The 19,825-nt window shown below is 51.5% G+C and carries 21 protein-coding genes; 5 read left to right on the forward strand and 16 right to left on the reverse strand.

The features are described from left to right. The 8 genes from FDW87_RS22040 to flgB all read right to left on the reverse strand — a co-directional run. On the reverse strand, window positions 1–251 hold a 251-nt coding region (locus tag FDW87_RS22040; protein WP_252363063.1), incomplete at its 3' end, for a flagellar basal body P-ring protein FlgI. Between the two features lie 14 nt (window positions 252–265). Beyond that, on the reverse strand, window positions 266–931 hold the full coding sequence (flgH, locus tag FDW87_RS07155) for a flagellar basal body L-ring protein FlgH (protein ID WP_029139421.1): 666 nt from the start codon (window positions 929–931) through the stop codon (window positions 266–268). Between the two features lie 68 nt (window positions 932–999). Further along, window positions 1,000–1,785, reverse strand: coding sequence for a flagellar basal-body rod protein FlgG (gene flgG, locus FDW87_RS07160; protein ID WP_019076088.1), 786 nt, complete (start codon window positions 1,783–1,785; stop codon window positions 1,000–1,002). 30 nt (window positions 1,786–1,815) lie between these two features. Then, on the reverse strand, window positions 1,816–2,553 hold the full coding sequence (locus FDW87_RS07165; protein ID WP_137379574.1) for a flagellar basal body rod protein FlgF: 738 nt from the start codon (window positions 2,551–2,553) through the stop codon (window positions 1,816–1,818). Between the two features lie 9 nt (window positions 2,554–2,562). Further along, window positions 2,563–3,765 (reverse strand): flagellar hook protein FlgE, encoded by a 1,203-nt coding sequence (gene flgE, locus FDW87_RS07170; RefSeq protein ID WP_137379575.1) that lies wholly within the window; start codon window positions 3,763–3,765, stop codon window positions 2,563–2,565. Between the two features lie 26 nt (window positions 3,766–3,791). Beyond that, entirely contained in the window at window positions 3,792–4,658 is an 867-nt protein-coding gene (locus FDW87_RS07175) for a flagellar hook capping FlgD N-terminal domain-containing protein (protein WP_137379576.1), read from the reverse strand. Beyond that, window positions 4,658–5,089 carry a flagellar basal body rod protein FlgC gene (gene flgC, locus FDW87_RS07180; protein ID WP_016151841.1) on the reverse strand — a complete coding sequence of 144 codons (432 nt, stop codon included), beginning with the start codon at window positions 5,087–5,089 and terminating at the stop codon, window positions 4,658–4,660. Before flgC ends, FDW87_RS07175 begins: the two co-directional genes overlap by 1 nt. A gap of 2 nt (window positions 5,090–5,091) precedes the next feature. Next, entirely contained in the window at window positions 5,092–5,439 is a 348-nt protein-coding gene (gene flgB, locus FDW87_RS07185) for a flagellar basal body rod protein FlgB (RefSeq protein WP_016151840.1), read from the reverse strand. An 82-nt stretch (window positions 5,440–5,521) separates the two neighbouring features. On the opposite strand from flgB, the gene flgA reads away from it, so the two are divergent. The 5 genes from flgA (at window position 5,522) to FDW87_RS07210 (ending at window position 10,815) form a co-directional block, all read left to right on the forward strand. Next, the gene (gene flgA / locus FDW87_RS07190; RefSeq protein WP_047498459.1) at window positions 5,522–6,292 is read left to right on the forward strand and encodes a flagellar basal body P-ring formation chaperone FlgA; all 771 of its coding nucleotides are present in this window, start codon (window positions 5,522–5,524) and stop codon (window positions 6,290–6,292) included. A 96-nt stretch (window positions 6,293–6,388) separates the two neighbouring features. Next, the gene (gene flgM / locus FDW87_RS07195; protein WP_016151838.1) at window positions 6,389–6,676 is read left to right on the forward strand and encodes a flagellar biosynthesis anti-sigma factor FlgM; all 288 of its coding nucleotides are present in this window, start codon (window positions 6,389–6,391) and stop codon (window positions 6,674–6,676) included. A 12-nt stretch (window positions 6,677–6,688) separates the two neighbouring features. After that, entirely contained in the window at window positions 6,689–7,117 is a 429-nt protein-coding gene (gene flgN / locus FDW87_RS07200) for a flagellar protein FlgN (RefSeq protein WP_137379577.1), read from the forward strand. 135 nt (window positions 7,118–7,252) lie between these two features. After that, a complete protein-coding gene (locus FDW87_RS07205; RefSeq protein WP_137379578.1) occupies window positions 7,253–8,197 on the forward strand; it encodes a lysine-N-methylase in 945 nt (314 codons plus the stop codon). 56 nt (window positions 8,198–8,253) lie between these two features. Beyond that, entirely contained in the window at window positions 8,254–10,815 is a 2,562-nt protein-coding gene (locus tag FDW87_RS07210; RefSeq protein ID WP_137379579.1) for a glycosyltransferase, read from the forward strand. Window positions 10,816–10,867: 52 nt separating this feature from the next. On the opposite strand, the gene FDW87_RS07215 is transcribed toward FDW87_RS07210, so the two are convergent. From FDW87_RS07215 to fliF, 8 genes are read right to left on the reverse strand one after another with little or no spacing between them, the layout of a single operon-like run. After that, the gene (locus tag FDW87_RS07215; RefSeq protein WP_137379580.1) at window positions 10,868–12,124 is read right to left on the reverse strand and encodes a class I SAM-dependent methyltransferase; all 1,257 of its coding nucleotides are present in this window, start codon (window positions 12,122–12,124) and stop codon (window positions 10,868–10,870) included. 36 nt (window positions 12,125–12,160) lie between these two features. Next, window positions 12,161–14,200, reverse strand: a complete 2,040-nt coding sequence (locus FDW87_RS07220) for a glycosyltransferase family 9 protein (protein ID WP_137379589.1) — start codon at window positions 14,198–14,200, stop codon at window positions 12,161–12,163. A 57-nt stretch (window positions 14,201–14,257) separates the two neighbouring features. Continuing rightward, a complete protein-coding gene (locus tag FDW87_RS07225) occupies window positions 14,258–14,662 on the reverse strand; it encodes an adenylyltransferase/cytidyltransferase family protein (RefSeq protein WP_137379581.1) in 405 nt (134 codons plus the stop codon). Beyond that, the gene (locus FDW87_RS07230) at window positions 14,659–15,102 is read right to left on the reverse strand and encodes a flagellar FliJ family protein (RefSeq protein WP_137379582.1); all 444 of its coding nucleotides are present in this window, start codon (window positions 15,100–15,102) and stop codon (window positions 14,659–14,661) included. Before FDW87_RS07230 ends, FDW87_RS07225 begins: the two co-directional genes overlap by 4 nt. 2 nt (window positions 15,103–15,104) lie before the next feature. Further along, the gene (gene fliI, locus FDW87_RS07235) at window positions 15,105–16,445 is read right to left on the reverse strand and encodes a flagellar protein export ATPase FliI (protein ID WP_046275400.1); all 1,341 of its coding nucleotides are present in this window, start codon (window positions 16,443–16,445) and stop codon (window positions 15,105–15,107) included. Next, entirely contained in the window at window positions 16,438–17,148 is a 711-nt protein-coding gene (fliH, locus tag FDW87_RS07240) for a flagellar assembly protein FliH (protein WP_046275399.1), read from the reverse strand. The genes fliI and fliH overlap by 8 nt, the downstream gene beginning before the upstream one ends. A 3-nt stretch (window positions 17,149–17,151) precedes the next feature. After that, a complete protein-coding gene (locus tag FDW87_RS07245) occupies window positions 17,152–18,168 on the reverse strand; it encodes a flagellar motor switch protein FliG (protein ID WP_003838846.1) in 1,017 nt (338 codons plus the stop codon). Continuing rightward, entirely contained in the window at window positions 18,146–19,825 is a 1,680-nt protein-coding gene (gene fliF / locus FDW87_RS07250; protein WP_019076073.1) for a flagellar basal-body MS-ring/collar protein FliF, read from the reverse strand. Before fliF ends, FDW87_RS07245 begins: the two co-directional genes overlap by 23 nt.

The following is a 19,825-nucleotide window of genomic DNA, read 5'->3' on the forward strand; positions in this document are numbered from 1 at the left end:
CCCGGCAGTTGTACCCCGAACTGGCGCAGCATGTTGGTAATAGTTTGGTTCGTGAATTTAACCTGGTTTTTATCCCCGGTTCCGTCCAGCCCCACCACCAGGCTGTAGCCAACAAGTTGGTTTTCCCTGATCCCCTGGACGTTGACCAGCGACTCCAGAGATTGCGCCTGCGTGGTGCCGGGCAGCACCAGGCTCAGGGCGATAACGATGCCGTTTAACGCCTTCATCCAGCGCCCGCTTATGTGTTGCATATTAAAATCCTGCATTAGATCGGGAAGAGAGGATGGTTAAACAGACGCGTCAGCCAGCCCGCCGCATTGGCATCGCTCAATGCGCCACGGCCTGCATAGGAGATACGCGCATCGGCAATGCGCTGCGATGAGACGGAGTTGTCGTTTTGAATATCATCGGCGCGCACCAGACCACTCAGGCGAATGTACTCATCCCCCTGGTTGAGGGTGAGCCATTTTTCACCGCGAATTTCCAGAATGCCGTTCGATTGTACTGAGTGCACCGACACCGTAATTTCGCCACGCAAACTGTTTTGCTGCTGCGAGGTCGCCGTCCCGTTGAAGTCGCGATTGGCGTCCACGGAAGCGGAAAGATTATCTTTGGTATGCCCAAAAAGAGTCGGTGCGCCGATATCAACGGTATTGTTCTTGCCGAAATTGGTTTTCGCCTGTTTGCTCGACTGGGTGGATTCTTCCAGCATCACGGTCAGGATGTCGCCCACCCGATAGGCGCGGCGGTCTGCCGTCAGCGACCACTTGTAACCCGTTTCGAACACCCCTCCCGCGCGACCATCCGCCGTTGGCGGCAACTCGGTTTTGGGAGGAGCAAAGAATTCGTCATTTTTTTTGACCAGGAGGGCCTGCGATTCGCACCCGCTTAACAGGGGCAGCAGTACCACCAGCCAGAGATAATTTTTCACGTTCTGCCTGTTTACTTTAAATTTGCCGGATAAGGCGAAGCCGTTATCCGGCATTTCACATTCTTGAATTACAGCGTCTGACTAATAAACTGCAGCATATCGTCTGCCGCAGAGACCATTTTGGCGTTCATCTCATAGGCGCGCTGCACGTTAATCATCGCCACCATTTCGTTGACAATATCCACATTCGAGCCTTCCAGCGCGCTGTCCTGCAAGGTGCCCAGACCATCTTCCCCCGGAATACCTTCCGTCGGTTGACCGCTGGCTGCCGTTTCCAGATACAGGTTGTCGCCTTCGGCTGAAAGCCCCGCCGGGTTGGCGAAATTCACCAGCGTTAGTTGCCCCAGTTCGGTCGGATCGCTGTCGCCGGGCAGGATCGCCGTCACGGTGCCATCTTCGCCAAATGCCACGTTGGTCGCGCCAGCGGGAACATCAATTTCCGGTTGCAGCGGCAAGCCCTGGGCGTTGGTTAGCACGCCGTCGGCGTTAATCTGCATATTGCCGTCACGGGTATACGCAATATCCCCGTTGGCCTTTTGCACCTGCCAGAACCCCTGCCCCATGATGGCCACGTTCATCGCATTGTCGGTGGTTTCCACATTCCCTTCGGTGAAGGTTTTTTGGGTTCCAACGATGCGCACACCGCTACCGAACTGCATTCCGGTCGGCATGATGTTGTTTTGATCGAGCATGGCGCCCGGCGCTTCCTGAGTCTGATAAAACAGATCCTGGAACATCACGCGGTCACGCTTAAAGCCCGTGGTGTTGACGTTGGCGATGTTGTTGGCAATCGCACTCATCTCAGCATCCTGCGCCGACAGGCCGGTTTTACTGATCCATAACGCTGCGTTCATAAAACTTTATCCCTGATTAAAGGCTACGACTCAGGAGCCGCGTAGCAGCCTGTTGCCGGAGTCGCTGAGATCTTCAGCGGTTTTCATCATCTTGATTTGCGCTTCAAACTGGCGGTTCATCGCAATGGACGACATCATTTCGCTTACCGCAGACACGTTACTGCCTTCCAGAAAGCCGCCGCTTACTTTGATGTTTTCATCGCGCTGGGCCGGTAAGCCATCCGCCGTCACCAGCATTCCCTCGCTGTTTTTCGCCAGATTGGCGACCGGGATATCCACCAGCTTCAGCCGATCGATATCCATCGTGGCGGTAACATCACCGTCGTCAGGCGTAACCGAGAGAGTGCCGTCGCTGCCGAAAGAGGCAATCGCGTTTGGCGGCAAAATAATCGGGCCGTTATCTCCGAGCACCACGTTACCGTCGATGGTCAGCTGACCCTGATCGTCTTGCTGAATATTGCCGTTGCGGGTATAGACCTCGTTTCCGGCTTTATCCTGCACGGCGATATAGCCCGTCCCCTGAATGGCGACGTCCAGCGGGCGCTCGGTTTTTTCCGCCACGCCGGTGCTGTCATTGACGCCGCTGGGACTTTCCTTCGCCATAAAACGCGTATCAAAACCACCGCCCTTCACTTTGTCATTACTCGCCATCGCCATATCTGCGCGAAAACCATTGGTGTTGACGTTGGCGAGGTTGTTGGCGCTAATTTGCTGCTCTTGCAACGTCTGGGTGGCGCCGCTCAGCGCGGTATAAATCAACCGATCCATTTCTTAGCCTTACATCGCCTGGAAGAGAGCCTGATCCAGCTGCGTACTGGTGGAAATCACCTTGGTGTTCGCCTGGTAGTTACGCTGGGCGGTCATGAGATTGACCAGTTCGTTGGTGATATCCACGTTGGAGCTTTCGAGCATGCCGGAGGAGAGCGTGCCGCAGGAGCCGGAGCCAGGTGTGCCTATCAGCGGCGTACCGGATTCGCCCGTCTGTACCCAGGCAGTACCGCTCACTGCTTCCAGTCCGTTCTCATCCGGGAAGGTGGCGAGTACAACCTGGCCCTGCAGCATGCGCTCGCCGTTGCTGTAGGTGGCGTACACTTTACCGTCATCATCCACCTGCACGCCGTTTTGTGTCGCAGAGGCATAACCGGTGGCGGCGTTGGTGGTGACCGAGAAATCAGAGCCGTACTGAGTACAATCGGAGTAGTCAATCGTCATTGAAATCGGTGCGGCTTCATCGGTGGTGAAGGTGATGGTTTGCGGCGTGGTTGGAGCCGTCAGCTTGCCGGTATTTGGGTCGAAGGTCAGCGTAGTCGGCGGTACACCGCTCTGCGCTTCACCATCAAAGGTGTATTGCACTTCCCAGGTGTTTTCCGCCGTTTTAGTAAAGTACTGGCTAACCGAGTGCTCATTACCCAGCGAGTCATACACGGTGGTGGTGTAGCTGTCGGTGTAGGTATCGCTGTTGTTGGCATCAAACGGCACGGTTGCGCGATCGATTGTTTCATCACTGGCGTCAAAGTTTGCCGTGAAGGTCATGCTGTCTGTGGCCTGCGCCGGGATGTTGCCGGTTTTAATCTGGATATCGGTAACGGTACCGGTTTGCAGCGTGCCGCTGTCATCAACCGGATAGCCCTGCAGGTAATCGCCGGACGCATTGACGATATAGCCGTTTTTGTCCGTCACGAAGGAACCCGCGCGGGTATAGGAGATGTTCCCGGCGCTGTCGCACATCACAAAAAAACCATCGTCGTTGATCGCCAGATCCAGCGCATTACCGGTTGAAACCATAGAGCCGCCGGTGGAGATGCTTTGTGCCGAACCCGCCACGCTCACGCCCATCGCCTGCGTTCCGGCATACATGGCGGAGAACTGGGTGGTCATCGATTTATACCCGACCGTCCCGGAGTTTGCGATGTTGTTACTGATGCCATCAAGCTGTTCGTTGACGGCGTTCAGTCCCGTCGCTGCAATTTCATAACTCATTGTTTCTTCCTGTAATGTAAACGAGATCAGATCACGGTGTTGCTGTCGGCGTTATCGCCGCCGTCGTCAGTATCCGGCGGCGTGATGTCATCAGTGCTGTCCGGTACGCCAAACTGGGTGATCATGGTGAAAGGCACTTCGCCAACGCCGTCAACGTTGAGCACCGGCGTGCTGCCATCGAGCGGAATACGCACATCTTCCACCGTTCCGGTCACCTCAATCGGCACTTCCTCTTCTCCGGTATTGGTCACCACGGATACGCTGTAATCGCCTGGCGGGATGCCGTAATCCGCAGGATTGATGTCGAAATCCACCTGGCCGGGCCCGACGGAGGTTCCACCTTCCGGGATCAGCGACACGGTGTAGTCATCACCGGCTTCATCGGTAAAGTGCAGATCCACATCGGTACAACTGTCATCCAGCGTCACGCGTCCCTGGATTTCTTTGCTGTTGTCTTCGATATCCAGCGAGGTGGTTTGCACCATGATGTCGTCGCCGACCATATTCCCCAGCGCCATCACCTGAATGTTGCTCATCAGTACGGCGTTAGTATTTGCCTCAACGCTCATCTCTTCCATCATGGCAACCTGCGCCATGGAGGCGAGCTGATCGATATAGGCCGTAGGATCGGTTGGATCGGTCGGGTCCTGGTTTTCAATTTCAGCCACGAACAGCGTCAAAAACGTATCAACCGCGGACGTTTCGGTGGACGTTGTCGTGGTTGGAGTACCGCTTGTCCCGCTGGTATTCGTTGTTGACGACGTTGAGGAAGAACTGCTGTCTCCCAGATTGCTGCTTTGCGCCGTGGCGCCGACGTTATTTTCAGCCACCGCCGTATTCTCCGAAGAAGGAGCCTGCGCCTGAGATTGGGCATACAGAGTCAGGGTATTCATTACACTTCTCCCAGTTTGAGTAAGCTTTGCTGCATACTTTTGACGTTATTCAGCACATCAACGTCAGTTTCAAAATCACGTGAGGCGGACATCATGTCGGCCATTTGCTCGACCACATTGACATCCGGATACCAGACGAAACCGTTCTGGTCCGCCATCGGATGGTGTGGCTCATAACGCTTCACCGCCCCGCCGCTTTGCATGACGTCCTGTACCTGTACGCTGGCACCATCAATGGCATGGCGGTTATGCCCTCCCATCAGGCTATTGTGGTAAACCGCAGCAAAAACCGGGCTGCGCGCCTTATAGGCCTGCGCCTCGCTGCTGGCGGGAGATTCCGCATTCGCCATGTTGCTGGCGACGGTATTCAGACGGATGGTTTGCGCCGTCATCGCCGAGCCGGAAATCTGGTAAATATCAGTAAACGACATGGTTATTTCCCTTCGATGGCCTCTTTGATACCGCTAAGTTGCAGGTTCAAAAAGGTCAGACTGCTTTGATAATCCATACTATTTTGTGAAAACCGGGCCTGCTCGGTATTCAGCTCTACGGTATTGCCATCCTCTGAGGGCTGCATCGGCACACGGTATTTCACGTCAGCCTCGGGCAGCACATTTGTGCGACTTGCCCGTTGCATCTCAGCGGCAAAATCAATATCTTTAGCTTTGAAATTTGGTGTATCGACGTTTGCCAGATTCGCAGTCAGTAGCTCGGTCCTCTCAAGACGTAACTTCACTGCCTGCGGATGTACACCCAATGCCTGCTGAAAACTGATTCCCATTTCTTGCATCACTCCTGCGTAGATATCGCTGTTATTAGCAATATGTATGCCAACTTTTAAGTGATTGATGAGAAATGACTTTATGAAATTCCCCTTCGACATAAGGAAGCCTTCTTTCCCCTTTGCCGCGGAAATAATGCTGGCGTTATGCTGTGTCTTACCCGCACATGCCGCCGTCCATCCCATTCAGCACAGCGCCCGGGAACAGATCAACGCGCGGGTCATAACTGCCGCCGGTCATGAAATTGACGCGCTGGCGAAAAAACAACAGTGGCAGGACTATCGCTACACGTTCAACGTCTATATTCCCTCAACGGTGAGCACCAGCGCGCTATGCGCAACAGCGCCCCAGATCACCTCCAGCACATCCCCAGGAATGGCCCTGACGCGAATGAACTTTGTGGTCAGTTGTCCGGGCAGCGCGGGCTGGCAATTTAACGTTGCGGTACGCCCCGACGTGTCGGTGCCGGTAGTGATGCCAAAGTCGTTGATTGCCCGAGATACGGTAATTACGGCCAACGACCTGCAGCTTAAAAAATTCAATATCAGCAACCAGCGGGAAGGGTTAATGACAAATATGGATGAGGCGATTGGTCTCACCAGCAAGCGTGCCCTGCAACCGGGCAAACCGATTACCCGGAGCGAACTGGTTCAACCGGTGCTGGTCAAACGCGACCAACCGGTGATGATCGTCTCCCATACGGCCGGAATTACCGCCTCGATGCCGGGCGTGGCGTTGAAGAACGGGCGCAAAGGGGATGTAATAAAAATTCGCAACAGCAGCAGCCAGCGGATCATTAGCGGGATGGTGGACGATATCGGCGTGGTCACCACGCTGACGGCTGAGCAGTGAAGTGATTTTTTGTGATGGGATTAAAGTTTTCCTCTCTTACCGTCGCTTTTAGCCAATAACAGATAACCAACCCAACGAAATATGTACGAGGTTGCTATGAAAATTACCCCGACTCTGCCAGGCGATCGCCCTGCATCTACAACCGGGCAGACGCGTTCAGACAAGAGCAGCACGCAGACCACTACCTCCAGCGCCGCGACGCTTTCCGCTGACGATATTACTCAGGCGGGATTGCAAACGGCGCAGCAAACGCTGAACAGCGATCCGCAAAGCGACGTTGATTACGACAAAGTGGCGCAAATGCAGGCCATGCTGGCCGCAGGCGACATGCAGGTTGATACCCAGCAACTGGCTGGTGACATGCTCAGCTTTTTCCAGAAATAAGAGGCCAAAATTGTGAGTACCAGGCTACAGCAGGTGAAAACGCTGCTTCAGGGTATCCGGGAGGACGGGACGCGATATGACGCGCTCAGACAGCAGTTGGAACAACAACGTCTGTGCATGATCCGTCGCGCCAGTGAAGAGCTGTTGGCGGTCAATGAGACGATTCAACAGCATTATGAGCAGTTGCAAAACAGCAGCCAGCAGCGCCGCTCAATCCTGCAATTGCTGGGCGTAAGCGTCGATCGTGCAGGGATGGAACAGGTATTTAGCTGGTTGCCGGGCTTACAGAAAAATGCCGCAAAGAGTTGGTGGCAGAGCCTTGAGCAAAAAGCGAAACGCTGCAAGGCGTACAACGAAAAAAACGGCGAGTTGCTGATCCGCCAGTATGAATTTATTCAGACTTTTTTAGGCACCGAGCCGGATTTTATTTACCAGCGCTAAACCTTCCTTCCCTGACGCGGAAAACGACTTTCCGCGCACACCCTAACTAATTGATATAAATACAATAAAAATTCAGGCATGGATATTGCAATGATGTAGCCAGATTTTGAATTTAGGGATTGCTGAGAACACATTATGAGTATGATTGATTGTTATGAACCTGACTTTGTCCGGCTGTTTTTATCCCACCATCCGGATTCCGCTTTGCTGGCCGAAATGCGCTGGAAAACGGAAGTACGTCAGAGTCTGGTATTAACCGATCCGGCCAGCTGTCAGGCTGCGTTAGGCGATCCCAACGCCTTTGTGCTGCATACCTCGCAATGTGCAGCCGATGCGGACAGCCCGGCGTTATCTCCACGCGATCAGGTACTTAATCAATCTGCTCTGCATACCATCACGCTCCCCGGTTTGTCACCGGAACTGCGCTTGTATGCGCTGGGCATCATGCTCTCTTTTTCCGAGAAATGCCCTGGCGACAGCGATCCTATGCTTGAAAAACTGGCCTCGCTGCCGCAGGTTCTGGCCGCCCACGCGCAAAGCGGAAAACTGCAGGAGCAGTTCGTGCAACTGCCCAGCCTGCCCCAACTGCAGCGGGAGCTGATCACCCAAATGGGCAGTTGTGAGTTCAATTGGGATCTGTTGCCGGAAAGCACGCGCAAGCTGACCTTACCTCTGCAGGTAAGTCTGCTGATGCTCCAGGATGCAAACAGTGAGGCTATGCTTCAGCAGCAGTTGCAGGATCAGTGGTTAAATACCTATGAGCGCTACTTTGCCCATGACGCATGGATATTCAGTAACTATCTGATTTATCGCCTGTATCACGATACCTTCCCGCAGCACGAGAGTGAAAGCGCGCTGCAGCGCTTCTTCTGGCTGGTGGCTGACATCTTTATGCTTCGCACCCTATTTTGCCTGTGGACAATGGATGATTCCACGCTGAGCCATGACGAAATCTACGCCCTTTTCGCGCTGTTTGAAGCGTGGCGCAACAGCGAGAATGCCCACTCGTTGCGGCAGCATATTCTGGATATGCTGCCGGGAGATCCTCTGCTCTCGGCGTTTTCCCTGATCACACGTTAGCGCCTGTTGGCCGGGTGAATACCCGGTCCTTTTTCGAATCGCGAATACACATCACCATGTCTGAATCCTCCAAAGCACGTTCCGCCCTGACCGGCATCGTTAAAACGCTCGACACTGGTCGCGAAAAACCGTTTGTCAGCGTCATTACTCCCACGTGGAACCGCGGCGCTTTCTTACCCTATTTGCTGTATATGTTCCGCTATCAGGACTACCCTGCCGACCGCCGGGAGCTGGTGATCCTGGATGATTCCCCACAAAGCCATCAGTCAATCATTGACAGGCTGACGCAGAATCACCCGGAGAAATTCAATATTCGTTATATCTACCATGCGGAAAAACTGACGCTGGGAAAAAAGCGCAACATGCTCAATACGCTGGCGTTAGGCGAATATATTCTCTGTATGGATGACGATGATTATTATCCGGCGGATAAGATCTCCTACACCATCGACATGATGCAGCGCCACCGGGCGTTGATTTCAGGTTCCGATCAGATCCCCATCTGGTATAGCCATATCAACCGCGTGTTCAAAAGCCGCAGCTTTGGCCCGCAGAACATTCTCAACGGCACCTTTTGCTACCACCGCAATTATTTAAAAAAGCACCGTTACGATGATGAATGTAACTTAGGCGAAGAGGAAGGATTCACTAATCAATTCACCGCAAACCCGCTGCAATTGCCGGGCGAGCGCACCATTATTTGTATCTCGCACAGTCAAAATACGTTCGATAAAGACTTTGTGCTGGGCAGCAGCGAGCCGCTGGAAACCTCGCTGGCACAGGCGATTACAGACCCGATGCTGAAAAACTGGTATCAAAGTCTGCATAACGCCACCCATCATCAGCCGATCCAGTGGGATTACATCGATCAGGTGGTGATCGTGAATCTGGACTCACGCCCGGATCGTTTAGCCCACATCCAGCAAGAGCTGGCGTTTCTCAATTTCCCGACGCAAAAGATCACCCGCCTTGCAGCATCCGTTGCCACTAACGGCCAGGCTGGTCGCCGCCAGTCCCATCTGCAGGCGCTGCAACTGGCACAGCGTAACGGCTGGAAAAACTACCTGCTACTTGAAGACGATAGCGTGATCCTGAAGCAGGATAAGCATATCCGGGTACTCAACTCGCTTCTGAACGCGTTGCCTGGCTTTCCGTGGGAAGTGGTTATCCTCGGCGGAGAAATTAAACAAGGCCGCGAACTCAAAAGCCTCAATGGCATGATCCATGCCTGCGACTGCAATAAGGTTTGCGCCTATCTGGTCAACAGCAGCTATTACCCGGTGCTGGCTCAGCAGATGGAGCATGACCTCTCAGATACGCTCGAAGGACAATGGCAGCCGCTGCTGCGTGAAGGGAAATGGCTCTCCTGTTATCCGAGCATCTGCTATCAGCGCGCGGGATACAGCGATATTGAGAAAAAAGAAACCGATAACATCGGTTACTACTTCAACAAAATCAATAAGAAACCCGCCACCGTCAATACGCTGGTAAGCAACCCGCTTCCTACGGCATCCACGCAGATAGATGCCATTGGCTTCTATATGGAAACCTCGCTGCACTACGCGGTCTACCGCCCTATCATTACCGCGCTTCAGGCGATGGGCCATACCTGCTCGCTGCTGGTCAGTGACAAAATACCTAAATCGTTTCTGGATGAGATGACCGCGACGATTAAAGCCATCAACGACCCTGCGCTCGGCGGTACGCGTCTTTCAGCGGTCATTGAGAACCGTCAGCGCTTCCGGTGCCTGGTCAGCCCTTACTACACGCCACTGCTGAACGGGCTGGCGGATACCCATGTACGCACCCTGTATGGCCTGGCGAAAGAAGAGTGGAATCATGCCTGGTGGAACGCCTTTTATCACCGCATCCTGTGTTACAGCCACTATAGCCAGCACGCGCTTGATATCGGTGGCAGCGCCAAAGTGGTGGGCAATCCCCGTTTCGATGAGTGGCATAATCACACTTACGATACTGCGCTGCCAAAAAGCCTGAAGCTGAATGCGAAAAAGCAGACCATCCTGTATGCGCCAACCTATGGCGCGCTAAGCTCTCTCCCCCACTGGGCGGAACAGCTCAGCCGGTTAAGTCATGAATACAATGTCGTCACCAAACTACATCATGGCACCCTGCACAGACCGGAAGAAGCCGCCTCTCTGGCGCTGGCGCAGCGCTATTTAAAAAACCGAATTGACGCTCCACAGCATCTGCTGGCGCTTATCGCGCAGGCGGATTACGTCCTGACAGACAGCAGCGGCTTTATTTTTGACGCCATTCATATGAATAAACGCGTCATTTTACTGAGCTGGCCAGAGATGCCCTTGCTGCTGGATGGTCAACAAAGTTTCTCTACCCCTGACAGCGCTGATCAGCGTATTCGCGATGTTCTCCCGGTGGCACAGGATATACAGACGTTGCGCCACGCCCTGTCATCCGCATTTGACTGGGCTGCGCTGGAAGCGCCACTGGAGGAGATTCGCCACCATTATTGCGATGCGTTTAGGGATGGTCAGGCGGGGAAACGGGCGGCTCAGGAGATCGCCGCTTTGCTTACGGAAACAGAGAATGCCCACAGTAATACGCTATTACTTAGTCTACAGAGAAAACTTTTTAGCTAAATTTCTGATATGAATTGGCGATAAAACCACCGTTAAACCGGTGGTTTTAATTTTATTGTGGTCGTTTTTTTATAACAATCTCGATACCACTTTCCGCAAATGGTGTGCGAGTTTGATCAAACCGAGGGAGACCAGACAAATAGCTATGATTTAGTAATTCAATTTTCTGAACGTCATGATTTGCGGTTATCGTCTGAATCAATTCCAATACATTTATCGATACCGGTGACCAACTACTTTTTTTGAAGATACTGAAAGTATGCTTGTGATCGGTATTAAAAGTCGATGGCCATACTTTTTGTTCATACATATCTTCGTCAGGAACAGTAATAATGAGATGACCATTTGGTTTAAGCACTCGCATCCAGTTATTGATAGCAATGAACGGGTCAACCACATGTTCCAGACAGTGTGCAGAATACACAAAATCAAAACTATCATCACTAACATTATCTAAGTATTGGGCATCACCTTGCGGTAAGTCATAGACCGTCACCGTTCTCATTAGAGGGAAAAGCGAGTGGTAAATCCCAATACTGTCCGGTCCTCCACCTATATCCAAACCAGCGCCAACAAACCAACGAGAAGTAAACCGTGCATCCATAAGTCGACGATTTACAGACATACTGGTCGTCCCCACAACGCCCCGGTTAATCAGAAACTTACTGGTAACATCCCCAGGTAAAATGAGTGGTTTAATCGCTTCACCAGCTAAACTATGCGGCCATAAAATTGCGTATCCAGTATCTTCAGGATACCAGTGCAAGGAGTGTGTATCGGCAAAACTCTCTAATAGTCCAATAAATTCATTAGCACGATCAAACCCATGATCGGCATATTCTGGTAAAGTACCACTTGTCACGGCAAAGTCTTTCAAATATATTCTGCAATCATCAATAATAACGATCGCATTATCAATTTTGCCTTCCAGAATTCGCAACTCGTTAATTAGTGGCAAGCGAATATCTTTATCCCATTCGTCACTGCGATAGTGTTCATTGCTGTAATCTGAACCAGGATAATGAGCATCCAGAAAAATGAGACTACGGCGACTCCTCAAAATATCACTGACCGCTTCCGAGTTCAGAAATGATAAGCTATCATCCGGACAAACTGTAATATTTTCATTTTTTTCTTGTAGTGCTTTTTCATACAATGGCTGATATATCTCACAGGACAACGCATGGTGAAAACCTGCCGACAATGCCATACGACATGAGTTACCAATACCATACCCAGTTTCAACCAAATGCGTCACCTGGTATTTTTCAACTATTTTGCGTAAAGGAAAACGACCTAAAAACCCCATAACCACTCCATTTAGAATATTTAATCATAGAAATACTTAAGAATTTTTCACATAACCATCAGAACTCAAAAATAATTGAATCTGATGCCAAAAATATTCGGCGGTAACCTTCTTCATGCACCGATATTTTTTATCATTTGGACACCATACAGAAAACTCATCACCTCGTGGAGGCATAAATTCTTTACCTAGTTTATTTTTAAAGAATTGCGGACTCATGATAAGGTGACCGCATTGACCAAACTGACATTCTGTATCAATACCCATAGCATTCCACCCATACCGACCATTCCTGTAGGGCAATCGGTAACTGGCCGGAATAATAGAGTACAACGCGCAAATAGCAATTGAAGTGAGTCCAGCAAGTGCGACAGGACCAGAATCACAAGCAACCAGTAGCTGACACCGCTCCATCAAATAAATCATCTCAAGCATAGAGAACTGATTAATGCAATTGATAGCCTCCGGGATATCTATATCCATCATCTTCTTCTCTTGATACTTATTATTATCGCTGCCAATAATGACAACTTTCCAGCCTGCAGCAATAAAGTATTTCGCGAGTTGATTCCATCCCTTTTCGGTCCACGTCCGGTTTGGAGAGCCTATATTGGGATGTAATAAGACTGTTTTTTCTTTCTGCAAATGATGATTATGAATAAAATCATTGACGTTTTTCTTATCCAATGACGCCAATGAAATCATAGGCTGCTTATTACACAAGCAATGATTATGAATACTATCACCGATAAAAGCATCCGTCATATGTTCAGATGCTACTATATCCTCCCAGTGGCCAAGGAAATGAAATTTATTTTCCTGACGCGCAATCGCAATATCAATAAAAGCATCTTCTGTCAGCGCATTGATATCCCAATACTGTGCCACCACAGGACTTGAAGCGATAAGGTCATGATACAATTTGTGTGCAATAAAGATAAAATCCTCATCATGACATTCTCTAAATGCAGTGAGGCAACCCAACGCGTAGATCGCGTCCCCCATCGACCCAGGACAATAAAATACCCTTTTCTTAAACGAACCGGGTTTAACACCAACTAACTCATTTACATGATAAATTTTCTTATTGCTAAAGTTGATGTGACCAGCGTACTTATCAATATCTTCTGGTAACTCTGTTGTTAGAAAAAATAGAATACTTTTCTCTGGCGCTTGATATAGTTCATCTGAAAAATATCCGGCAATGGCTAAAGGTAATATTTCTAGAACCTTTAAAAAATTAAGAGTGATTAACTCAGGGAGTTTGATAGCCTTGCATCCCAACTGACGTAATATTTCACCATCGACTTCACCCTCTTTCTTTTCGCGGAAGAGAAGGATTTTCTCTTCAGAAATTGCAAATTCATTGATTGCATGCTGAATAACGTCCACAAGCGCTTCTTGATGTTGTTTTTTCAGCGAGGGAAAACGAGGTGAGGTGCTGAGTAATAGTAGAGATGACGAGCTTATCTTTCGTAATTGAGAATAAATACCATTTGGTATCTTGAATAGTTCCAGAAAATCCGTTATTTTATTTTCATCGATTGCCGGTACATTACCACAAGGCAATTTCTTTGAATTTTTGAATGAGCTATTCTCTTGTGGATAATAAGTTGTTGTTAACACTTTATGCCAGGCATATCCGGCGGCAATATTCCACTCATCTTTTGGCATGTTATGATTATTATTTAATGCCATACTTATGGTATTACCATATCCAGTGACCAATTTATTAAATAAATTTACGGGGATTTTTTCAAGTGCAGAAGCAGCAACTAGTTCGGCTATCTCTCCTTCATAAACATGAAGATGGATTAGCGACCGAAGAGAGTTTAATCTCATCAACAACGGAATAAGTAAGTCATAGCTTTCAGCCAGCGCCGCATGGATATCTAGTGCTGTTGGCGAGAGCTTAGTTAGTGCATGTGATATTTTATCCAGCGCAGGCAGTAGTGTGGATTCATTATATTTAAAAACAATATTTGAATTCTTTTCCAGCCATTTTTCACTCAATTTATCAGAACAAATAAATAATATATTAACTACTCCATCCATATCTTGAATAAAATTAGACATTTGAAGCGGCAGCGTAACTTCTTTAGTTTCAATGAATAGTCTTATTTTCATATTATTTTACAGGTTTTGATTTTGGTTGGTAATTACCTCAATAATCGAGGTGGTGGATATCGATGGCGTTCTGGGAAAATAGACCACTTCGCACAGGTACGACAAACTATCAAAGCACCCTGCCCAGTCATCGCCCATCACCAGCGTATCGGCGTTAAACTGACGAATATAATCCGCTTTTTTCTCCAGCGACTCTTCGAGAAACACGCTGTCCACACATTTCAGCCCGGCAACAATCCCCATGCGATCGCTTTGGCTGTAAACCGGCATCCGGCCTTTTTTCTGCATATTTAGCGCATCTGAAGAGATACCGACGATCAGTCGCTCCCCCAACTGTCCGGCACGTTGCAGAATACGCAAATGCCCGATATGAAAAACATCAAAGGTGCCGAAAGTAATGATCGTTTTCATATCACTCCCAGCGTCTTCTGTCTTAGCCAGCATTGTGCGGCAATTTCATCTACGGCTTTTTGCTCTTTAACCAGTGCCTCATTGCTCAGTTCATCGCGCTTATCATCGAGCGTCATGGCGACAATTTTCTCTTCACATGCCGCTGACACCAGGTTTTTCTGAATACGCTGTTCTTTGATTTTAGCCAGCGTTTTCTCCTGCTCTTGCCAGGCAATAACCGTGCGCAGCGTGCCTTTATATCCGGTCACATTTTTGAGCGATTCAACGCAAGGCACCTCCACGCCGGTGCCGGTTTTTTGAATCAGGTAGCCCAGCGCTTTGATATTATTGTCAAAACCGATGCAAACTTGTTGCTGTTTAGCCAGCTGTACCGTCATATCTTTGACTGATTTATCCCGCAGGCGCTGCAGTTGCACCAGGGTATCGATAATTTGCCGCATGATTATTTACCTTCCGTTTTCTTTGCCTGCGGGAAAAGGGCCTGTAAGCGGCTTTGCACCAGCTCCAGAGAGGCCGGTTCACTGACTTCCTGGCGCAGAAAACGCTCAATGGCGGGGAACACTTTGACGGCCTTATCCACGCCGGGATCGGCTCCTGCAACATATCCGCCCAACGGGATCAGCGGCTTAATTTCCATATAGGCGGCATAGTTCTGTTTGAGCAGGCGGGCCGACTGCTGGTGCGCGTGGGGAGTTACCTGGGTCATGCATCGACTGATCGACTGCCCGATATCAATAGCCGGATAATGTCCGGCCTCCGCCAGCTTACGGGTCAGAACAATGTGCCCGTCCAGCACCGCACGCGCGCAGTCGACGATCGGATCCTGCTGATCGTCTCCTTCCGCCAACACCGTATAAATGGCGGTCATTGACCCATCGCTTTCACTGTTGCCAGCGCTTTCCACAAGCTTTGGGATCATGCCGAACGCCGACGGTGGATAGCCTTTCGTCGCCGGAGGTTCACCCAGTGACAACGCAATCTCGCGCTGCGCCATGGCATAACGGGTTAACGAATCCACCAGCAGCAAAACGTGATGTCCGCGATCGCGAAACCAGGCGGCAATAGAGTGGCAAAGCTCGGTGGCTTTCAAACGCATTAACGGCGACTCATCCGCAGGCGCCGCCACGATAATTGATTTTGCCAACCCTTCCGCGCCCAGAGCGTGATCGATAAACTCCTTCACCTCGCGGCCACGCTCGCCAATTAACCCCACCACCACGATGTCGGCCTTGGTCTGGCGGGTGATCATCCCCAGCAGTACGCTTTTTCCCACGCCGCTGCCGGCCATCAAGCCCACACGCTGGCCTTTGCCGATAGTTAGCAGACCGTTGATTGCTTTAACGCCAACATCCAGCGGTTGGTTCACCGACCGACGCGTGAGGGGGTTAATGGAAGGTGCCTGAGGCGGCAATACGTCATTGCCCGTCAGACGCCCTTTGGCATCCAGCGGTTCGCCCAGGCCATTAACTACCCGCCCCAGCCAGCTTTCGCTGATCAGGATCTCCTGGGTTTTTTCTTCGGGGAAAACGCGCGCACCCGCCATTAGTCCGACGGGATGCTTGAAGGGCATCAGGTAGGTGATATCGCGGTTAAACCCCACCGCCTGCGCGTCGATCAACGTATGGTCGGCGCTTTCGACGCGGCACAGCTGGCCGGTCGCCAGCGGACAGCCCACGCTCTCCAGCAAAATGCCGTTTACGCGCACCAGTCGCCCGGCAACCCGGGCTAAAGGGATCGACTCAATGGAACGCAGCGCGTTGTCAACGCTGGACAGGTCACTCACCCGTCGGCTCCGGCAAAAGCGACTCTTTGAGCGCCGACATGCACTGGTCGAGTCGATGTTCGCAGCCAATATCCAGCTCGGATTTATCGGTAATCACCCGACACTCGCCCGCCTGAAGATCGGGTGATGGGGTCAGCCCCCATTCAGCGACCTTCTCCGGGGCTGCATCTTTAATGCGGTTAAATTCTTCATGACTTAGCAGGACCTGCAGCGACTCAGGCATCGCAGGAAAGGCCGAAATCGCCTCTTCAACCAGCGACAGTAACTGCGTCGGTTGCAGCGCCAGCTCGCAACGAATCACCTGGCGAGTGACCTTTTCAACCAGTTGCAGCAGGTCTTCCCGCTGTTTACGCTGAATGTGCGCCAGGTAGTCGTTCACTTTGCCAGTGATGGCTTCCAGCGGTTGCGCTGCTTGCTCAAACTGCTTACGCCCTTCCTGCTGCCCGGCCAGGCTGCCTTCAGTGTATCCCTGACGACGGCCTTCATCGTGTCCCTTCTGATGACCTTCCTGAAAGCCCTGCTCCTGACCTTCCGTCATCCCCTGTTCAAAACCTTTTTGCAGGCCTTCCTGGAAGCCGTCCATCAGTTGGCGCTGATAATCCGCAGGCGTGATCCCCGGCGTGAGCTGTTCAGCCTGCAAATGGCGCTGGCGAGGAGGAAAGCGGTGCAGTCGGTAACGACCACGAATGGTTTCAATCGCCATGTGTTACTCCGCCGTCTGTTCAGCAAACAGCTGTAGCTGAATTTCACCCGCTTCCTCAAGCTCGCGGGCAATCCCCATGATTTCACGGCGGATCTGTTCAATACGGCTCACCGGAACCGGACCCAGGCGCGACGTTATCGCCTCCAGCTGTTGTACCTGACGCTTAGGCATCACGGCATAAATCGACCGGCGCAACAGCGCTTCGGTACCTTTCAGCGCCACAGCCCAGTCTTCCATCGGCACTTCATCAAGGAGACGACGGCGCACCTCATCACTTTGGCGGCTCAGGATAAAGAAGTCGTACATTTCGTCCTGCAACTGCTCAAGAACATCTTCATCGCGTTCACGCAACTGATCGAGGATCACCTGTTGGTTACCCTGGAAGCGGTTAACGATATCCGCGGCCTGCTTGATCCCCTTCACTTTCGAACCATGTTCGGACAGCACCGACAGCCCACGTTCGATCAACCGATCCAGCTCATCCACAACATCGCGATTCACATCGTTGAGCTTGGCAACCCGATAGAGGATCTCGTTTTGCACCGACTCATTCATGTAAGACAGTACCGTGGCCGAGATCTCCGGCGTCAGGAAGGCAAGGAAGACGGCCTGCAATTGCAAATGTTCTTCTGAGATCAGTATCGCCAACTGGCGCGGTTCCACCCACTGTAAACGCGCCATCCGCGAGCGGATCTCATCACCATAAATGCCGTTGATCACGCTGCTGGCGATTTCTGTTCCCAGCGCTTTATTGAGGATCCCTTGCAGCATGGAACGCGAGGCACCGTTGATGCCGCTCTGCTCGCGGAACTCATCAAAAAAGTTATTGATCACTTTTTTCGCCATGCTGGTTTTCACGCCAGACAGACGCGCCATGTTTTCACTCAGACGAACCACCTCTTCACGGCTGAGCTTTTGCATCACCGTGGCTGCCGCCTCCTCGCCCAGACACAGCAATAAAATTGCGGCCTGTTCCAGGTAGCTGTTGTTACTGCCGTTATTTATTGTCAATTCGCTCATTGCTGGTAATCCATTGTCTGAGAACTTCAGCTACGCGATCGGTGTCGCTCATCGCCAGTTTTTGCAGGAACTCCAGCTTCACTTCCAGGCCGGAACTCTGCGAAGGCAGGCTGTCGTCACCAGGGAAAGAAGGCAGTTCGATATTTTTGCGTTCATCTTCAGCAGCCGCAAAATGGGGCTTGTCCGCAGGGATCGCGATCGGTGCGGCGTCCAGCGCCAGTTCAGGCGTAGAGGTCCGGCGGCGCTCGACAGTCAAACGTTTCATGACCGGGCGCACGACAAACAGCAGCAGCAGTAACGCCAGCAGGCCACAGCCAATTAAGCGAACCCAGGCCAGAATGCTGTCATCCTTCCATAAAGGCAGCGTCGGCTCGACGGGGATCGACTGCGGCACAAAGTTGAGCAGGGATAAGGACAGATTGTCGCCACGCTTTGCATCAATCCCGGCAGCGTTATTCAACAGCGCCGTCAGCTGCGTGGTTTGTTCCGGTTTCCAGTTCTTTAATGCCGGCGCGCTCTGGTTGAGGACTATGGCCACATTTAAACGTTTGATGTCGAATCCAGGGTGCTGGATATGTTCAACGCTACGGTCCCAGGAGTAGTCGCGTTTGTTCTCGCTATGTTTTGACAGCGCGGCTGGCTGGCGAGAATCCTCAGGCGTCGTCCCTGTGGCGCCATTTCCCACCTGGTTTGCCGCCAACGGAGGACGATTGCTCAGCGAGCCGGGGATCCCCATGGCGATTTGGTTGGTATCACTATCGAGTACCGTTTCTTCACGATTAACCTTCGGCGTGTCACCGTAGTGCTCCTGGGTTTCATCGATATTGCTCAGATCGAGATCTGGCATCACGCTCACGCGGTAATTGCCGGTTCCGACCAGCGAGTCGAGGACATTGGCGAGACTGGCGCGGGTCTTATCCTGAATATCTTTGAGGATCTGGTCGCGCTTACGCGTCGCCGCAGAAACGGCTTCTCCCGCGCCAATGCCGTCGGACAGTAAATTCCCCGCCTGGTCGACAACGCTAACCTTCGACGCATTCAAATTAGGCACACTGCCGGACACCAGATGCACAATGGCATTTACCTGGTCCATGTCCAGCTTGCTGCCATAATGCAGACGCACTACTACTGAAGCGCTGTTTTGTGGCTCATCGCTGACGACAAATGAACTCTCTTCATTCAGCGCCAGATGCACGCGGGCGCTCTCGACGGCGTCCAGCGTCATGATGCTCTGCGCCAGTTCACCTTCCAGGCTCCGCTTATAGCGGACGTTCTGCACAAACTGACTGGCGCCCAGCACTTCGTCTTTATCCATCAGCTCGTAGCCGCTGGGCAGCATGGCTTGCACGCCTTTCGCCGCCAGCGTCATCCGCGTTTTCGACAGCGCCTCTTCCGGAACCAGAATTTGCCCGCTTTGCGGGTCGATACGATATTCCAGCTTTTCACCATCCAGCACGGTGACTATTTGTGAAACCGGGAGATGTTCCTGACTACCGTACAGCGAAACATAGCCGTGATTGCTGTTCCACAGCACGCTGACAATAATGGCTGTCGCCGCAATGGCCGCTGCCGCCAGTAACGCCAGACGTTTATTACCATCCAGGCGAAAAGAGAACGAGGGTAAAAACTGAGTGAGTTTTTTTATTAATTCATTCAT

This window comes from Citrobacter sp. wls826, assembly GCF_005281245.1.
Classification (GTDB): Bacteria; Pseudomonadota; Gammaproteobacteria; order Enterobacterales; family Enterobacteriaceae; genus Citrobacter; species Citrobacter braakii.